Genomic DNA, 16,768 nt, shown 5'->3' with positions numbered 1-16,768 from the left:
GTCCGTGACTACGCAACTGTCCCTCCACCCGGAGGTCGCCTCGGCGCTGCGTGACGGCCACCCCGTCGTCGCCCTCGAGAGCACGATCCTGTCGCACGGCCTGCCGCACGGCCGCAACCTCGACGTCGCCCACCGCCTCGAGCAGGTGGTGCGCGCCGGCGGCGCCGTCCCGGCCACCATCGCCGTGCTGGACGGCCGCCCGGTGATCGGCCTGTCACCGGCCGAGCTCGAGCGGGTCTGCGCCCCCGGCGCCGGCCTGGACAAGCTGTCGCTGCGGGACCTCGGCCCCGCGGTCGGGCTCGGCCGCTCGGGCGCGACCACCGTCGCCAGCACGTCGGCGCTCGCCGCCGCGGCCGGCATCGGCGTGTTCGCCACCGGCGGGCTCGGCGGCGTGCACCTCGGCGCGGCGCGGACCTGGGACGTCTCGGCCGACCTCGGCGTGCTGGCGAAGGTGCCGACCGTGGTCGTCTGCTCCGGGGTGAAGTCGGTGCTGGACATCGCCGCGACGTTGGAGGTGCTGGAGACGAACTCGGTGCCGGTGCTCGGTTACCGCACGGACGACTTCCCGGCGTTCTACCTGCGCTCGTCGGGTCACCCGGTCGGCTGGCGCGTGGACGACGCGAAGCAGGCCGCCGCCGTGATCGCCGCGCACCGCGCGTACGCCCCGTCCGGCGTGCTGCTCACGAACCCGATCCCGGAACCGTCCGAAATGGACAAGACGCTGCACGATCGGCTGCTCACCGAGGGGCTGGACCTGTTGCGGGACAACAACGTCCACGGCGCGGACGTCACCCCCGTGCTGCTGGAGCACTTCCACGCCGCGAGCGGCGGCGTGAGCATCGACGCGAACGAGGCGCTCGTGCTCTCCAACGCGAAGCTCGCCACCGAGGTCGCGGTGGCGCTGTCGTGACCGGCATCGTGGTGGTCGGCGACGCCGGCCTGGACGTGGTCGCCCGGCACGACGAGGCGCTCCCCCACGGCGGCGACGCGCGCGCCGAGATCCGCTTCACCGGCGGCGGCGCGGGCGCGAACACCGCGCTGTGGCTGCGTTCCCTCGGCGCGGCGACCACGCTCGTCGCGCGCATCGGCGACGACTCCGGCGGCCGGCTGATCTGCGCCGAGCTGGAGGCGACCGGGGTGCGCTGTGCGTTCGCTATCGACCCCGAGGCGCCGACCTGCTGTGTCGTGGTGATGGTGGACGGGACCGGCCAGCGCAGCATGCTCGCCGACCGCGGCGCGAACAAGCGCTTCCAGCCCGGCGACGTGACCCCGGGCGCGCTCGCCGGATCGGGGCACCTGCACCTGTCCGGCTACGTGCTGCTGGACCCGTCCTCGCGCCCGGCCGGGCTGGCCGCGCTGGCGGCGGCGAAAGAGGCCGGGCTGAGCACTTCGGTGGACCCGCAGGCGGCGGCGCACATCCGCGACGCCGCGGCGTTCCTCGACGACGTCCGCGGCACGGACCTGCTGATGCCGAACACCGAGGAACTGGTCGCGCTGACCGGATCGGCCGACCCCGCCTCGGCGAAGGAACTGCTCGACCACGTCGGCGCCGTGGTGGTCACCGCGGGCCTGGACGGCGCGAGCTGGGTCGACGGGCACGGCGTCACCACTGTGCCCGCCATCGAAGCCGACTGCGTCGACTCCACCGGCGCGGGCGACGCGTTCGACGCGGGCGTGCTCACCACCTGGCTCGCCGGGAAGTCCACAGTGGACGTCCTGCGGGCCGGCACGCGACTGGGCGCGCTGGCCGTCAGCCGGGTCGGGCCCCAGCCGTGAAGTCCTGACCCTGAAACGCCCTGAAGGCCACCATGAGGGTCGGATATGCCCTCATGGTGGCCTTCAGGGCATCCGCGCGGGTAAGGAGGCCAGACGGACTTCGTCGCAAATAGCGCTCAGCCGTCGATGACCGGGTGCTCGCGGTGCTCGATCTGCTTCGCCTCCCGCTGGTAGCGGTTGGCGTCCTCCGACTTCCGCGCCGGGCGGTCGTTGGCGATCAGCACGGCGATCCAGGGCAGCGGCACCGAAATCACCAGGAACGTGATGGCCAGCCACCAGGTGTGGTACGTCAGCCCGGCCAGCACGAGGCACGGGATGCGGCACAACATCATGATGATGTACTTCCGCTTCCGCGAAGCCAGCTGGTCGTCGTAGGACGGGGCGGCCTCGGTGATCAGCACCGGGGCGGGACGGGGATCCGGGCCGTGGGCGGGCTCGTTCACAGCACCACCTCCGCCGTCCATGCTCCCACTCGGGCGGCTCATTCGACAGCCGGGTGGGCCATCCGGGACAGCGCGGCGACGACCAGAGTCTCCACCCCCGCCCGCAGCGTCGGGTGCAGCACCGGCGCGAACCGCGGCGAGTGGTTCGACGGGATGTCGCTCTCGAAACGCCCCTCGGTCATCGCGGTGATCACCTCTTCCGGATCGAGGCCGCCGACCAGCCAGAACACCGAGGGCACACCGGCCGCGCGGCCGAACTCGCCGAAGTCTTCGCTGCCGGTGACCAGCGGCGCGGGCATGGTGGCCGCGGGCCCGAAGTGCCCGAGGAACGCCTCGGTCAGCTCGCCGGTCACGGCCTCGTCGTTGGCCGTGACCGGGTAGGAGCTGGTGAGCTCGATCTCCGGCGGCTTCGGCGCGCCCGCCGCGGCGGCCTCACCCTGCACGATCCGTTCGATCGCGGCCCGCACGCGCAGCAGCACGGCGTTGTCGAAGGCGCGGGTGTTCACCTCCAGCACCGCGTCGTCGGCGATCACGTTGCCCGTGGTGCCCACGTGCATCGAGCCGACGGTGACCACCGCGGGCTCGGTGGCCGCGGTCTCGCGGGAGACGATCGTCTGCAGCTTCAGCACCACCGAGGCGGCGAGCACGGCCGGGTCGACGGTGGTCTCCGGGCGCGAGCCGTGGCCGCCGCGGCCGTGCAGGGTGATCCGCAGCGAGTCCGACGCCGCCATGATCACGCCCGGCCGGGTCAGCACCCAGCCCGCGGGACCGGGCGCGAGGTGCTGGCCGAAGACGAAGTCGGGCTTGCCCGCGAGGTCGAAGACGCCGTCGCCGACCATGACGGCGGCGCCGTTCCCGCCCTCCTCGCCCGGCTGGAACACGGCCAGCAGCGTGCCGGACCAGGTGTCGCGCGCGGCGCTCAGCAGGCTCGCGGCGCCGGAGAGCCAGGTGGCGTGCATGTCGTGGCCGCAGGCGTGCATCACCGGCACTTCGAGGCCTTCGTCGTCGACGCCGTGGGCGGTGCTCGCGTACGGCAGGCCGGTCTTCTCCTCGACCGGCAGCGCGTCGATGTCGGCGCGAAGCAGCACGGTGGGCCCCTCGCCGTTGCGCAGCACGCCGACCACACCGGTGCGGCCGACGCCCGTGTGCACCTCGAACCCGTCGTCCGCCAGCCGGCGCGCCAGCTCGGCGGCGGTGCGCGTCTCCGCGAACGCCAGCTCGGGATGGCGATGGAGATCGATGTAGAGCGCTTCCAGGCCGGGCAGTGCGGCGTCAAGCGGAGCGAGGACACGTTCGTAGGTCACAACGACCATCGTGGCAGGCTTACCCACCGTGAGCACGAACACGCCTCTGCCCGACCTGTCCGACGACGTCTGCGCGCGGCTGCGCGAGGCCTTCCTCCGCGCTGCCTACGACACCGACGGTGTAGTCGACGCGCTCGGCGGCGCGGCCCACTCCGCGCTCGGCCGCGGCGAGCCGGAACCCGCCCGCCGCGCGAGCCTCGACGCCGGCGACCTGGGCACGTTCATCCGCCTGTTCCTGCTCGGCCTGGCCGAGCCCGAAAAGTCGGTCGAAGCGGCTTTTGCCCCGCTTTCCGTCGAGGCGGCCGTGGCCGCCGGAGTGCTGAAAGCGGACGACGGCGGCTTCAAAGCGGCTCTCGACATCCGTCCCCACGGCGACGACGAAGGCTCCTGGTGGGTGGTTTCGGACCTCGACGCCGACCTGCTCGGCCACACCGTCCCTGAGGACCACGTGCTCGGCGTGGGGCACGCCTCGCTGAACCTGATCCGCGCGACGAGCCGCCGCCCGGTGGGCAGCCTGCTCGACGTCGGCACCGGCAACGGCGTCCAGGCGCTGCACGCCACCCGCCACGCACAGCGGGTCACCGCCACCGACGTCTCCGCGCGGGCGCTGGCGCTGGCCGCGGGCACGTTCCGGCTCAACGAGCTGGACGTGGAGCTGGTGCGCGGCGAGTGGTTCGCGCCCGTCGCGCGGCGGCGGTTCGACCAGGTCGTGTGCAATCCGCCGTTTGTCGTCGGCCCGCCGCGGGTCGACTACACCTACCGCGACTCCGGGCTGGCCGGCGACGACGCCAGCGCGCTCGTGGTGCGCCAGCTGCCGGGTTTCCTCAACGACGGCGGCGTCGGCCAGCTGCTCGCGTCCTGGCTGCACACCGGCCGTGAGGACTGGGCCGACCGCGTCACCCGCTGGCTGCCCGCGGAGACGGACGCGTGGTTCGTCCAGCGCGACGTCGCCGACCCGGCGCTGTACGTGGGCACCTGGCTGCGCGACGAGGGCATCGACCCGCGCTCGCCGGAGGGCCGGGCCAAGGCCGCCGCGTGGCTGGACTGGTTCACCGAGAACGACGTGCGGGGCATCGGCTTCGGTTTTGTCACTTTGCGCCGCGCTGCCGGGAAAAATCCGACCGTGGTGTGCGAAGACCTGCGCCAGGCTTATGACGACCCGCTGGGCCCGGAGGCCGCGAACTGGCTCGACCGCGTGGAGTGGCTTCGCACACACTCCGGCGAACTGATGGACGTCGCGTTCCGCGTGCCGGAAACGGTGCTACTGGAACGCGTCGACTCCCCCGGCCCCGAGGGCTGGGAGACGACCGTGCGGCGCCTGCACCGCACCGACGGGCCCGGGTGGCAGCACGAGGTCGACGAGCTCGCCACGCGCCTGCTCGCGGGCTGTCAGGGCGCGCTGCCGCTGGAGGATCTGATCGAGCTGCTGGCGGCGGCGCAGGGCCTCGAGCCCGGCGAACTGGCTGCCGCGGCGCTGCCCGTGGTCCGCGAACTGGTGCGGCACGGGATGCTCGTGCCGGCCGGGCGCTGAGACCCGCGTCATGAGGGCGGTCGCGGCCCGCGTCACCCGGGCGAGTGTGACAGTGGACGGAAATGTGATCGGGGCCATCAAGGAACCGGGACTGTTGGTGCTGCTGGGAATTCACGCTTCGGACGATCGGGTGAAAGCGGCGGCCATGGCCCGCAAGCTCCACGAGCTGCGCATCCTGCGCGACGAGCAGTCGTGCGCCACCGCGGGCGCGCCACTGCTCGTCGTCTCGCAGTTCACGCTGTACGGCGACACCCGCAAGGGCCGCCGCCCGTCGTGGGCCGCGGCGGCCCGCCCCGAAGTCGCCGAACCCCTGGTGGAAGCCATGATCGAGGAGCTGCGGGCCCGCGGCGCGACCGTGGCTACCGGCGAGTTCGGGGCGATGATGGCAGTGGAGAGCGTGAACGACGGCCCGTTCACCCTTCTCGTAGAGGTCTAGACCACATTTCCGCCACGGCCGGAACGCGGTACGGATCCGCGGCCGTCCCGGTTCACCGGAAGCGACGATTCTCACCGGATCCTCACGATTCCCGGGCCACAGCGGGCTTCTCAGGAAAAGCTCAGTTTTGGTGGAGCAACCGCGAGGCGTTTCCCGCCGTCCTCTATTCAGCGAGCCGGGAACGTTTTGAGCTCCCGGGGCGTTGAGATCGATGTCCAGCCAAGCCGGCTGGGCCCGCGGTCCGGGTTTCCACAGGGCCCGTCACCGCAGGCGCATCACCGGCGAGACACGTTCAGCCCGTGACCGGGGAGGCAGAATGTCAGTCCAGACTCTCGAACGCGAAGCGCGCGGGATTCGCGAGCGCGGGATTCCAACACGGCCCTACGTCGAGGAGCCGCCGGCGGGTGTGGGGACACTCACCGCGGAAGACCTCGACGCCCAGAGCCCGGCCGCCGACCTGGTACGCGTGTACCTCAACGGCATCGGCAAGACCGCGCTGCTCAGCGCGGCCGACGAGGTCGAGCTGGCCAAGCGCATCGAGGCCGGGGTGTTCGCCCAGCACATGGCGGACACCGGCGAGAACCTCACCGCCAAGCGGCGCACGGAGCTGAACGCGCTGGTGCGCGACGGCCACGTGGCCAAGAACCACCTGCTGGAGGCCAACCTCCGCCTGGTGGTCTCGCTGGCGAAGCGCTACACCGGCCGGGGGATGCCGCTGCTCGACCTGATCCAGGAGGGGAACCTGGGCCTGATCCGCGCGGTGGAGAAGTTCGACTACTCCAAGGGGTTCAAGTTCTCGACCTACGCCACCTGGTGGATCCGCCAGGCCATCACCAGGGGGATGGCCGACCAGGGACGCACCATCCGGCTGCCGGTCCACCTGGTGGAGCAGGTCAACAAGCTCGCCCGCATCAAGCGCGACCTGCACCAGCAGCTCGGCCGCGACGCCACACACGAGGAGCTGGCCGCCGAGTCCGGCATCCCGGCGCACAAGATCTCGGACCTGCTCGACCACTCGCGTGACCCGGTAAGCCTGGACATGCCGGTCGGCACCGAGGAGGACGCCCCGCTGGGCGACTTCATCGAGGACTCCGAGGCCACCGACGCCGAGAGCGCCGTCATCTCCGGCCTGCTCCAGGACGACCTGCGCCGCGTGCTCGCGACGCTGGACGACCGCGAGCAGCACGTGATCCGCCTGCGCTACGGCCTCGACGACGGCCAGCCGCGCACCCTCGACCAGATCGGCAAGCACTTCGGCCTGTCACGCGAGCGCGTGCGCCAGATCGAGCGCGAGGTCATGTCGAAGCTGCGCCAGGGCGAGCGGGCCGAGCGGTTGCGGGCTTACGCCAGCTGATGTGGGGGGGTTGGGTGAGCTGTGCTCGCGGAACACGCTCACCCCAGCCCCACATCAGGTGTCCTTTGGGGGTCGAACCCCCAAACCCCCGCCAGGGGGCGAGCCCCCTGGACCCCCAGCGGTGGTCGCCTTCCGGCTGCGCTTGCGGTCGGTGGTCAGCTTTGGCTAGCGGTGGTGGTTAGAGTTTTCCGGCGGTAGCTGCTTTCTTGTCCTGGGATCCCGTGAACGGTGTGTTCACGGGATCTTTGGCGTTGGCGGGCGTGGTGGAAGGACCTTCGGGTTTGAGGGCCACCGGGAGTGGGTAGCAAGCCCTCGGCGATACCCGTTCGGCCGCGTTGACTTATGACCTGCGTCACGACAATGTCGTGACTGGGACGTTCGACGGCAGCCGCCGGGCGCCTGGTTTGAGCCACGCGGGCCGGATGTGTGCGCATCCGTCCGCTTTCCCCGGGAGGTCGGGTCCGTCGGGGTGGGCCCGGCCTCCCGAACCAAACCCAGGTCTCGCTCGCTTCGCCTCGCTGGCGCCAAGTCACCCAGCCCTCCCCGGCACTCGCCTCGCGCCGTGCTTTGCGACACACGGGGCTCCGGGGCGTGCCGGGCGGTCACCGGCGCTGAGTACCGTGGTCGGATCCCGATCAGGGCAAAGGAGCCTGGCTGTGCCGTCCACCACGTTTCAGCACACCGAAGTCCTGCCGCTCGGCAAGGACACCACCACCGAGTACCGGCTGGTCACCGCGGACGGCGTCGAGGTCGTCGAGGCCGCGGGACGCAAGTTCCTGCAGGTCGACCCGGCCGCGCTGACCACGCTCGCGCGCACGGCCATCACCGACATCCAGCACCTGTTGCGCACGTCACACCTGGCCCAGCTGCGGGCCATCGTCGACGACCCCGAGGCCAGCGGCAACGACCGGTTCGTCGCGATGGACCTGCTGCGCAACGCCGCCATCTCGGCCGGCGGCGTGCTCCCCATGTGCCAGGACACCGGCACGGCGATCGTCATCGGGAAGCGCTCCGAGGGCGTGCTCACCGGCGGCGACGACGAGCGCGCGCTGTCGCAGGGCATCTTCGACGCCTACCAGCAGCTGAACCTGCGTTATTCGCAGATGGCGCCGGTCAACTTCTGGGACGAGCGCAACACCGGCACCAACCTGCCCGCCCAGGTCGAGCTGTACCACAAGGATGGAGAAGGCGACCCCGCCTACGAATTCCTGTTCATGGCCAAGGGCGGCGGCAGCGCGAACAAGACGTTCCTGTTCCAGGAGACCAAGGCCGTCCTGAACCCGAAGCGGCTCGCCCGGTTCCTCGACGAGAAGCTGCGCGGCCTCGGCACCGCGGCGTGCCCGCCGTACCACCTGGCGATCGTCGTCGGTGGCATGTCGGCGGAGTTCAACCTGAAGGTCGCGAAGCTCGCCTCGGCGCGCTACCTGGACACGCTGCCGCAGGAGGGCTCGGAGCTGGGCCACGCGTTCCGCGACCCGAGCCTGGAGCAGCAGGTGCTGGAGATGACGCGCCAGTTCGGCATCGGCGCGCAGTTCGGCGGCAAGTACTTCTGCCACGACGTGCGCGTGATCCGGCTGCCGCGCCACGGCGCGTCCTGCCCGGTGGGCATCGCGGTGTCCTGCTCGGCCGACCGCCAGGCCAAGGCGAAGATCACCGCCGACGGGGTGTTCATCGAGCAGCTCGAGCGCGACCCGGCGCGGTTCCTGCCGGAGGTCACCGAGGACGACCTGTCCGAGGAGGTCGTGAACGTCGACCTGAACCGGCCGATGGCCGAGATCCGCGCGCAGCTCGCGCAGCTGCCGGTGAAGACGCGGCTCTCGCTGACCGGGCCGCTGGTGGTGGCCCGCGACATCGCGCACGCGAAGATCGCCGAGCGCCTCGACGCGGGTGAAGAGATGCCGCAGTACCTGCGTGACCACCCGGTGTACTACGCGGGCCCGGCGAAGACGCCGGAGGGTTACGCGTCCGGCTCGTTCGGCCCGACCACGGCCGGGCGGATGGACTCCTACGTCGAGCAGTTCCAGGCGGCCGGCGGCTCACTGGTGATGCTGGCGAAGGGCAACCGCTCCAAGCAGGTCACGGCCGCGTGCCAGTCGCACGGCGGCTTCTACCTCGGCTCGATCGGCGGCCCCGCCGCCCGGCTGGCCAAGGACTGCATCAAGCAGGTCGACGTGCTCGAGTACGCCGAGCTGGGCATGGAAGCCGTCTGGAAGATCGAGGTCGAGGACTTCCCCGCCTTCATCGTCATCGACGACAAGGGCAACGACTTCTTCGCCGCCACCAGCGAACCGGTGCTGCAGATCAGTTTCCACTGAGTAAGGCTCGTGAGTGGCGATGACGGTTCTAACCGTCATCGCCACTCACGAGCAGGTCAGTCGCCGGCGAGCCGCGCCATGATGCGGTCGAGCGCCGCGAGGTCGGCGGGCGGCAGCGCGAGCACGGCCTGGGGCGGCTCCCCCAGGATCCGCAGGGCCAGCGCGGCGGCTTCCCGGCCGGCCGGGGTGAGCGTGACGACGCGGCTGCGGCGGTCGCCGGGGTGCGGCTCGCGGACCGCCAGCTCGCGGCGCACCAGGTCGTCCACCACGAGCGTGGTGTACGGCGGGTCGGTGTTGAGCGTCTCGGTCAGCTCGCGCATGGTCATCGGCGCGTCGGCGACCCGGTACAGCGCCTTGACCTTGATGAAGCTCATGCCGAGCGCGTCGCAGACCTCGCGGCGGCGGTCGTGCTGGTCCAGCACCACCGACCGCATCCGGGCCCAGGCGCGCGCGGCCGTCTCGTCGCTCATCGCGCGGACACCAGGCCCGCGCTGGGCTCGTCCTCGAGCCCGTCGGCGACCTTGGCGGCGGTCGCGCGGGCCCAGCCGCTGGTCGTGACCAGGCCGAGCACGAGCACCAGCACGCCGCAGCCGGCGATGATCCACCAGCCCACGTAGCTGGCCGCCGCGAAGCCCGTGCTGAACGGGCCGTGCACCCGGGCGGTGACCACCGTGCCGATCACCGCGACGCCGAACGACGCCCCGACCTGACGGCTCGTCGACGCGATCCCGGCGGCGACCCCCGCCTGCGAGCGCGGCATGCCGGACACCGCCGCGTTCGTGATCGGCGCGTTGACCAGGCCGAACCCGAAGCCGAAGACGACGTAACAGGCCATCAGCGGCCATACGGACGTGCCCTCGGTGGCCCAGGACAGCCCCGCGGCGCCCACCGTGATGCCGGCCCCGGCCAAGATCAGGGGCAGCCGGGCACCGCGCGAGCCGACCAGGCGGCCTGAGATCGGCGCGCAAATCGCCGTCATCACGGCCATCGGCAGCGTCAGCAGGCCCGCGTGCAGCGCGCTGTAGCCGCGGGCGTCCTGCAGGTAGAGCGAGTTGACGAAGAGGAACCCGGCGAGGCCGGCCATGGCGGAGATCGCGATCACGGTCGCCCCGGAGAACGGCGCGCTGCGGAAGAACCTCAACTCCAGCAAGGGATCCCGGCGCCGCTGCTCGTACGGCACCAGCACGGCGACCGCGAGCAGCGCCAGCGCGAACACGCCCAGGATCCGCGGCGAGCCGTAACCCGCCTCGCGGCCCTCGATGATCCCGTACGTCAGACCGGCCAGGAACACGATCACGAGCAGCTGGCCCACGGGGTCGATCCGGCGCGGCCGCGGCGCGCGCGACTCGGGCACCAGGACGGCGGTGAGCACCACGGCGGCGATCGCCACCGGCACGTTGATCCAGAAGATCGAGCGCCAGCCGAACGGGCCGACCAGCGCGCCGCCGACCACCGGCCCGATCGCCATGCTCAGCCCGACCACGCCGCCCCACACGCCGATCGCGCGCGCCCGCTCCTTCGGCTCGGTGAAGGTGTTGGTGATGATCGACATCGCCACCGGGTTGAGCATCGAGCCGCCGATCGCCTGCAGCGCGCGGAACGCGATGAGCAGCCCGATGCTCGGCGCGACGCCGCACAGCAGCGAGCCGAGGCCGAACAGCACCAGCCCGGTCTGGAACGTCCGCCGCCGGCCGAGCCGGTCGGCCATGGAACCGGACAGCATAAGCAAACTGGCGAGCACGAGTGTGTAGGCGTCGATCGTCCACTGCAGACTCGAGACGGACGCGCCGAGCTCACGCTGGATGGACGGGAGCGCGAGATTCACGATGGTGTTGTCGAGCCCGACGATGAACAGGCTCATGCAGCAGACGGCCAGTACCGCCTGCCGCCGCCGGCGGCTCAGCTCGGGCACGGCACTCCCCCGAAGTAGTTGTAAAGCCCCAAAGTAGTTGTAGAGCTATAACATTTAACATACTACAACTAACTTTCCGGCCGTCCGATCGAAGGCGGCACAGGTCACACGAGCAACCGCGGCTCCGTCGGACAAACGCCGGTAAGGACTCCTTACCGGCGTAGGACGCGGTTAAGGAGGCCTTACCGGCGGGCCTGGGTCCGAGGGCTCAGCCGGGGAACATCCCGGTGAGCCGCTCCAGTGTCTGCTCGATGCCCTGGGCGTTCTTCTTGGGGAATCCGGCGAGCCGGATGGCCAGCGGCGACTTCGCGGTGGACCAGTCGAAGGTCTCGGTGACCTCGGTCTTCCCGCCGTCCAGCGGCTTGAGCAGCCAGCGCCAGCGGTGGCCCATGAAGTGCCGCCACGCGATGAGGCGGTTCTCCTCGAACTCCACCACGGTGTTCTGGATCCGGTACGACGCGCCCATCTTCATCTCCATGCCGAACCGCGCGCCGAGCGACAGGCGGTCCGGGCCGCCCTCGCGGCTGGCCCGGACCGTGCCGGAGCCGTCGATCAGCGGGTGCTTGGCGGGATCGGCGAGCAGCTCGAACAGCTGCTCGGGCGAGGCGGCGATCACCGCGGTCCGCGAAACCTGGCGTGTTCCCATGGGCGCTGAGACTAAGGCGTTCGCAGGGTGGCCACGAAATGGGCCGCGGCGGGGTTTCCCGCACCAGTGGTGGAAAACCCCGCCGCGGCCCGGTCGCCTACGCGGCCTCCGGGCGGCCCCCCGACTCCGAGTCGCCCGGCGGCCGCGGAGGCCGCTCATGGGAGTGTCAGCGCGGCGGCGACTGCTTCAGCACCACCGTGCGGTCGCCCAGCGGGGCGGCGAGAGCCACGGAGATGTACGGGTACCGCAGGTCCATAGTGCACATCTGCCCGGTCTGCGCCTTGGTCTCGCTCAGGTCGAGGACCACGTGCTGCGCGGTCTGCTCGATCGCCTGGCCGAGCGCGTGCTGGCAGCCGCCCTCCTCCGCGCGGAGGTTGATGATCGTGCCGCCGTTCGCCGTGTAGACCTGGCGCGGGAAGCCCTTGGGCAGCGCCGCGGCGTCGACCTTGCCCGCCGCCACCGGCGTGCTGCCCGGCGGCAGTTGGAGCTGGGGTTTGCCCGAGGGCGAGGGTGGTGCGGTCGCGATACTGCCGCTCGGCGCCGCGGAGTCGCCCCCGGACGCTGGTTGGATTGCCATCGTTTCCTGGCCGCCACAGGCCGTGACCGTCATGAGGATCAGGCCCGTGCCGACCAGCTTCGTCAAGTGCCTCATGCAGCAAGGACGGAACGGGCCCCGCCGCGGGTTGCACGTGATCAGGAACCGGCGCGCAGAACCAGCTTCCGGCCGCCCAGCGGCTGGTCGAGCGTGACGGGCAGGGAGATCTCCCTGATGTGCATCGGGCACATCTGGCCGTGCGGCGCCTTCGTCACGGTGACCACCACGACGGCCTGCTGGGCCGTCTGCTCGCCCGCGCGCGCGGAAAGCTTGTCGCAGCCGCCCTCCTCGGCCTGGATCACCACGACCTTGCCGCCTTGGGCGAGCGTGAGGTCGTGGGGGTAACCGGCCGGCAGGGCCGAAGCGTCGACCTGCCCCGGCGCCGGTGCCGTGTCACCCGGCGGCACGCCCTGCGTCGGGCGGCTTTGGGGCGGCCCGGACGGCGAGGGCAGCGGCACCGGCGGCGGGGACGTCGAGCCCGACGGCGGCGCGACCGTCGTCGGACCCGGCGCCGGAGACGCCGAAGTGGACGGTGCGGAGGCGCCCGAACCGGACTGCCCGCCACAAGCCGCCACAGAGAGCAGCAGAACGCTCACACCCAGGACTTTCACCGTTGTCCGCATACTCAGCGGACGGAATCCGGGCCCGAACGGTTGCACGAGAGGGCCCGGAATCTCCGCGGCGGCTCCCTCAACGGGCCGCGCCACGGCCGCGCACGAGCCCCAGCAGCACCACTCCCGCCAGCGTCACCACCAGCAACACGACGGTGCTCGCCGACGCGAGGAACACCTGCCCACGGTCGGTCAACGCGAAGACGCTGGCCGGGAGCGTCCGCCAATCCGGTGGGTACAGCATCATCGTGGCGCCCAGCTCCCCCATCGACATCGCCAGCGCGAGGCTCGCCGAAGCGGACATCGCGGGCAGCAGCACCGGAATCCGGACGCGCAGCAGCACCCGCGCCGGCCGTGCGCCGAGGCTCGCCGCGGCCTGCGCCAGCAACGGGTCCACGCGGGCCAGCGCGGCCGACACCGTGCTGTAGGCGAAGGGCAGCAACAGCATCAGGTGCGCGGCCATCACGATCCACCGCGTGCCGTTGAGCGCGAGCGGCGGCCGGCTGAACGCCACGAGCAGCGCCAGCCCCAGCACCACCGACGGCACGGCGATGGGCAGGTGGAACAGCGTGCCGACGACCTGGCGCACCCGCGACGGCGCGCCGTCGGCCGCGAGCGCCGCCCAGGTGCCGAGCAGCACGGCCGCGGCGGAGGCGATCACCCCCGTCTGCACGCTCACCGAAAGGCTCGCGAAGGTGTCGCCGGACAGCGCGTCGACATAATGCGCCGCGGTGAAGCCACCTGGCAGCACGCCGGTCCAGTGCCCGGCGAAGGACGCCAGCACGATCATCACCAGCGGCGCCGCCACCACGACGGCGAACACCACACCGGCCACCAGCCACAGCAATACCCGGCTACGCCTGGTCCACAGCAGCACGGCGTCCTCCTCCCCCAGATCCCACAGATGACATAGCCCGGCGGTAACCCGCGTAGAGCACCAGCGACAGCACCACGTCCACCATCGCGACCACGGACGCGGCCGGGAAGTCGAACGTCACGATCGCCTTGCCGTACACCAGCATCGGCAGGGTCGTGACGCCCTTGGCACCGAGGAACAGCACGATGCCGAACTCGTTCATGGTCAGCAGCAGCACCAGGCAGGCGCCGGACGCGAGCGACGGCAGCGCCTCCGGCAGCACCACCTGCCGCAGCACCCGGCCCGGCCGCGCGCCGAGGCTCGCCGCGACCTCCAGCTGCGCTGCGGGCACCTGGCCGAACGCCGCGAGCGCCGGGCGCATCACGAACGGCGTGTAGAAGGTGACCTCGGCCAGCAGCACGCCCCACGGCGAGTACAGGAAGCCCCCGGCGCCGAACACGCCCGCGCTGCCGTAGAGGAAGGTGAACGCGAGCGCGATGAGGAACGACGGGAACGCCGGCAGCGTGTCGACCAGCCGCGCCAGCGCCCGCGCGCCGGGGAACGGCACGAACGCGACCGCCAGCGCCAGGAACGTGCCGAGCAGCAGGCAGCCGGCCGTCGCGCCCAGCGCGAGCAGCACGGTCTGCCAGGCCGCGTCCCGGAACTCGGCCGAGCCCAGCACGTCGCCCCACACCGAAAACGTGAGCCCGCCGGACTTCGAGGTGAACGACTGCAGCGCGACGAGCACCAGCGGGTAGCCGAAGAAGCCGAGCAGCACGACCACCGGCGGGAGCAGCCACCACAACCGGGCGCGCCGCACCCGTGGACGGCGCCCGGCGCGCACCGGGGCGACGGCGTCGAGCAGGAGACCGGTCACGCGCCCACACCCAGCAGCGGGCAACCGTCCGGAATGGACACTCCCACCGAGTCGCCGACGGCGGGCAGGCCGGGCCCGTCCGGGACCTCGGCGCGCAGCTCGCAGTCCGCGGCGGGCAGGTGCAGGTCCAGCCGGTAGCCCGTGCCCCGCCACTGCACCCCGCGGACCAGCGCGGGCCACGCGTCCGGTCCCGGCGCGCCGACGCCGACGCGGTGCGGCCGCACGCCGAGCGCCACGGACTGGCCCTCGCCGAGCACGCCGGTGGCCTCGGCGGACAGCTCGCGCCCGCCGAGGCGGACGACCGCGGTGCGGCCGCCGTCGAACCGGACCAGCTCGACCGGGACCAGGTTGGCCCCGCCGAGGAAGCTCGCGGTGAACTCGCTTGCCGGGCGCCGGTAAAGCTCCTCGCACGGGCCCAGCTCGACCAGCCGCGAGTCCCGCAGCACCGCGATCCGGTCGGCCAGCGCGAGCGCCTCGGCCTGGTCGTGGGTCACGTGGATCATCGTGGTGTCCGGCAGTTCCGCCCGCAGCCGCAGCAGCTCGGCGATCATCTCCTCACGCAGGGCGGCGTCCAAAGCGGACAGTGGCTCGTCCAGCAGGAGCACGCCGGGCCGGATCGCCAGCGCCCGGGCGAGCGCCACGCGCTGCTGCTGCCCGCCGGACAGCTCACGCGGGAAGCGCCGGGCGTACGCGCCCATGCCCACCAGCTCCAGCACCTCGGCCACCCGCCGGGCCACCTCCGCCCGCGGGAGCCCGCGGGCCTTCAGCCCGAACGCCACGTTGCCGTCCACCCGCAGGTGCGGGAACAGCGCGTAACTCTGCACCACCACCCCGAGCCCGCGCCGGTGCGGCGGCAGGTCGGTGACGTCCTCGCCGTCGAGCAGCACCCGCCCGGCGCTCGGCCGGACGAACCCGGCCAGCGCCTTGAGGGCCGTCGACTTGCCCGAGCCCGACGGGCCCAGCAGGGCCAGCGTCTCCCCGCGGGCCACGGTGAGGTCCAGGGGCGCAAGCGCTTGCGTCGCTCCGAAGTGGACGGAGACGCCGCGGAACTCGACCGCCGGGGTCACTGGCCGATGGCCTTCTTGTAGGCGGCCAGGTCCGAGTCGAGCCGGGCCAGCACCGCGGTCCAGTCCGGCTGCCAGATGTCGACGCCGGTCATCGCGGCCGTGATCCGGTCCGCGTTCGCGCCGGTGGACTTGACGTCGGCGCGGGCCGGGATGCCGAAGGCGTCGGCCGCCTTGGCCTGGGTCGCCGGCGAGAACAGGAAGTCCAGCAGCTTCTTGGCGTTGTCCGCGTGCGGCGCGTTCGTGACCAGCCCGGCCTCGTACGGGATCGCGAAGGTCGAGCGCTTGCCCTGCGCGTCCGCCGGGAAGAAGACGTCGAAGCCACCGCTCTTGCCGATCTCGGCCAGGTTCATCTGCACGTCGCCGTTGGCCACCAGCAGCTCGCCCTTCGCCACCTTCGGCTGCAGCTTGCCGGTGGACGAGGACGGCCCGACATTGTTCGCCTGCAGCTTGCCCAGGTAGTCCAGCGCGCCCTGGTCGCCCAGCACGTGCTGGAGCTGGAGCAGCACGGCGGTGCCGTCGCCGGCCTCGCCGGGCGTGGAGTACTGCAGCTTGCCGCGGTACTTCGGGTCGAGCAGGTCGTTCCAGGTCTTCGGCGCGGGCTTGGCCTGCTGCGGGTTGTAGATGAAGCTGATGTAGTTGTTCATCATGGCGAAGTAGCGGCCCTGCGGGTCCTTCTCCGCGGCCGGCACCTGTTCGGTGCCCTGCGGCGCGGACGAGGCGAGCAGGCCCTGCTGCGCGACCTGCTGGATGAACGGCGGCAGCGTGACCAGCACGTCGGCCTTCGTGTTGCTCTTTTCCTTCTCCACCCGCGAAGCCACTTCGCCGGAGCCGGCGGTGACGGCCTGCACAGTGATCCCGGTCTGCTGCTTGAATTCGGCGAACCGGGCGGTGTACCAGTCTTCGAGACCGTCCACTGTGTACACGGTGACGGTCTTGCCGTCCGCGGCCGCGCCGCCGCCGGTCCCGCCGCAGGCCGCGAGCAGGCCGAGCAGTCCCGCGGCGAAGACGTACGCCACTCTCTTCGGGGTCTTCATGGGGATAGCTC

General features: G+C 71.7%; 17 protein-coding genes. 6 read left to right on the top strand and 11 right to left on the bottom strand.

Going from position 1 to position 16,768, the window contains the following annotated elements:
• The first annotated feature begins 4 nt into the window (after positions 1 to 4).
• Complete coding sequence (locus OG943_RS02155; protein WP_328607959.1) at positions 5 to 910, top strand: pseudouridine-5'-phosphate glycosidase; 906 nt, start codon at positions 5 to 7, stop codon at positions 908 to 910.
• Positions 907 to 1,776, top strand: coding sequence for a carbohydrate kinase family protein (locus OG943_RS02150; protein ID WP_328607958.1), 870 nt, complete (start codon positions 907 to 909; stop codon positions 1,774 to 1,776). Before OG943_RS02155 ends, OG943_RS02150 begins: the two co-directional genes overlap by 4 nt.
• 116 nt (positions 1,777 to 1,892) lie before the next feature.
• Here the strand turns inward: OG943_RS02150 and OG943_RS02145 are convergent, their stop codons facing one another.
• Together OG943_RS02145 and OG943_RS02140 are read right to left on the bottom strand one after the other, a co-directional pair.
• On the bottom strand, positions 1,893 to 2,240 hold the full coding sequence (locus OG943_RS02145) for a DUF3099 domain-containing protein (protein WP_328607957.1): 348 nt from the start codon (positions 2,238 to 2,240) through the stop codon (positions 1,893 to 1,895).
• Positions 2,241 to 2,257: 17 nt separating this feature from the next.
• Positions 2,258 to 3,523: an amidohydrolase gene (locus OG943_RS02140; protein WP_328607956.1), complete on the bottom strand. Its 1,266-nt coding sequence runs from the start codon at positions 3,521 to 3,523 to the stop codon at positions 2,258 to 2,260.
• Between the two features lie 28 nt (positions 3,524 to 3,551).
• On the opposite strand from OG943_RS02140, the gene OG943_RS02135 reads away from it, so the two are divergent.
• The 4 genes from OG943_RS02135 to OG943_RS02120 all read left to right on the top strand — a co-directional run bounded on the left by OG943_RS02135 (position 3,552) and on the right by OG943_RS02120 (position 9,159).
• Entirely contained in the window at positions 3,552 to 5,054 is a 1,503-nt protein-coding gene (locus OG943_RS02135) for a DUF7782 domain-containing protein (protein WP_328607955.1), read from the top strand.
• A 10-nt stretch (positions 5,055 to 5,064) separates the two neighbouring features.
• The gene (dtd, locus tag OG943_RS02130) at positions 5,065 to 5,490 is read left to right on the top strand and encodes a D-aminoacyl-tRNA deacylase (RefSeq protein ID WP_328607954.1); all 426 of its coding nucleotides are present in this window, start codon (positions 5,065 to 5,067) and stop codon (positions 5,488 to 5,490) included.
• A gap of 316 nt (positions 5,491 to 5,806) precedes the next feature.
• Positions 5,807 to 6,844 carry a sigma-70 family RNA polymerase sigma factor gene (locus OG943_RS02125; RefSeq protein WP_328607953.1) on the top strand — a complete coding sequence of 346 codons (1,038 nt, stop codon included), beginning with the start codon at positions 5,807 to 5,809 and terminating at the stop codon, positions 6,842 to 6,844.
• A 656-nt stretch (positions 6,845 to 7,500) separates the two neighbouring features.
• Entirely contained in the window at positions 7,501 to 9,159 is a 1,659-nt protein-coding gene (locus OG943_RS02120; RefSeq protein ID WP_328607952.1) for a fumarate hydratase, read from the top strand.
• Between the two features lie 56 nt (positions 9,160 to 9,215).
• On the opposite strand, the gene OG943_RS02115 is transcribed toward OG943_RS02120, so the two are convergent.
• From OG943_RS02115 to OG943_RS02075, 9 genes are all read right to left on the bottom strand, one after another.
• Positions 9,216 to 9,629 (bottom strand): MarR family winged helix-turn-helix transcriptional regulator, encoded by a 414-nt coding sequence (locus OG943_RS02115; protein WP_328607951.1) that lies wholly within the window; start codon positions 9,627 to 9,629, stop codon positions 9,216 to 9,218.
• A complete protein-coding gene (locus tag OG943_RS02110; protein ID WP_328607950.1) occupies positions 9,626 to 11,071 on the bottom strand; it encodes an MFS transporter in 1,446 nt (481 codons plus the stop codon). Before OG943_RS02110 ends, OG943_RS02115 begins: the two co-directional genes overlap by 4 nt.
• Before the next feature lie 208 nt (positions 11,072 to 11,279).
• Entirely contained in the window at positions 11,280 to 11,717 is a 438-nt protein-coding gene (locus OG943_RS02105) for an SRPBCC family protein (protein WP_328607949.1), read from the bottom strand.
• A gap of 166 nt (positions 11,718 to 11,883) precedes the next feature.
• Positions 11,884 to 12,369, bottom strand: a complete 486-nt coding sequence (locus tag OG943_RS02100) for a hypothetical protein (RefSeq protein WP_328607948.1) — start codon at positions 12,367 to 12,369, stop codon at positions 11,884 to 11,886.
• 41 nt (positions 12,370 to 12,410) lie between these two features.
• Positions 12,411 to 12,908: a hypothetical protein gene (locus tag OG943_RS02095; protein WP_328607947.1), complete on the bottom strand. Its 498-nt coding sequence runs from the start codon at positions 12,906 to 12,908 to the stop codon at positions 12,411 to 12,413.
• 94 nt (positions 12,909 to 13,002) lie between these two features.
• Entirely contained in the window at positions 13,003 to 13,800 is a 798-nt protein-coding gene (locus tag OG943_RS02090) for an ABC transporter permease (protein WP_328607946.1), read from the bottom strand.
• Positions 13,778 to 14,656, bottom strand: a complete 879-nt coding sequence (locus tag OG943_RS02085) for a 2-aminoethylphosphonate ABC transporter permease subunit (protein ID WP_328607945.1) — start codon at positions 14,654 to 14,656, stop codon at positions 13,778 to 13,780. The genes OG943_RS02090 and OG943_RS02085 overlap by 23 nt, the downstream gene beginning before the upstream one ends.
• Positions 14,653 to 15,723 (bottom strand): ABC transporter ATP-binding protein, encoded by a 1,071-nt coding sequence (locus tag OG943_RS02080; protein ID WP_328607944.1) that lies wholly within the window; start codon positions 15,721 to 15,723, stop codon positions 14,653 to 14,655. Before OG943_RS02080 ends, OG943_RS02085 begins: the two co-directional genes overlap by 4 nt.
• The gene (locus tag OG943_RS02075; RefSeq protein ID WP_328607943.1) at positions 15,720 to 16,757 is read right to left on the bottom strand and encodes a 2-aminoethylphosphonate ABC transporter substrate-binding protein; all 1,038 of its coding nucleotides are present in this window, start codon (positions 16,755 to 16,757) and stop codon (positions 15,720 to 15,722) included. Before OG943_RS02075 ends, OG943_RS02080 begins: the two co-directional genes overlap by 4 nt.
• Positions 16,758 to 16,768: the final 11 nt, after the last annotated feature.

It is taken from the genome of Amycolatopsis sp. NBC_00345 (assembly GCF_036116635.1).
Taxonomy (GTDB): Bacteria; Actinomycetota; Actinomycetes; order Mycobacteriales; family Pseudonocardiaceae; genus Amycolatopsis.
This window is presented reverse-complemented; position numbering and strand designations above follow the sequence as displayed.

Bases quoted from the DNA above. Each gene is read 5' to 3' on its own strand.
- OG943_RS02145 (WP_328607957.1), bottom strand. From the start codon at position 2,240: ATGGACGGCGGAGGTGGTGCTGTGAACGAGCCCGCCCACGGCCCGGAT.
- dtd (WP_328607954.1), top strand. From the start codon at position 5,065: ATGAGGGCGGTCGCGGCCCGCGTCACCCGGGCGAGTGTGACAGTGGAC.
- OG943_RS02125 (WP_328607953.1), top strand. From the start codon at position 5,807: ATGTCAGTCCAGACTCTCGAACGCGAAGCGCGCGGGATTCGCGAGCGC.
- OG943_RS02115 (WP_328607951.1), bottom strand. From the start codon at position 9,629: ATGAGCGACGAGACGGCCGCGCGCGCCTGGGCCCGGATGCGGTCGGTG.
- OG943_RS02105 (WP_328607949.1), bottom strand. From the start codon at position 11,717: ATGGGAACACGCCAGGTTTCGCGGACCGCGGTGATCGCCGCCTCGCCC.
- OG943_RS02100 (WP_328607948.1), bottom strand. From the start codon at position 12,369: ATGAGGCACTTGACGAAGCTGGTCGGCACGGGCCTGATCCTCATGACG.
- OG943_RS02075 (WP_328607943.1), bottom strand. From the start codon at position 16,757: ATGAAGACCCCGAAGAGAGTGGCGTACGTCTTCGCCGCGGGACTGCTC.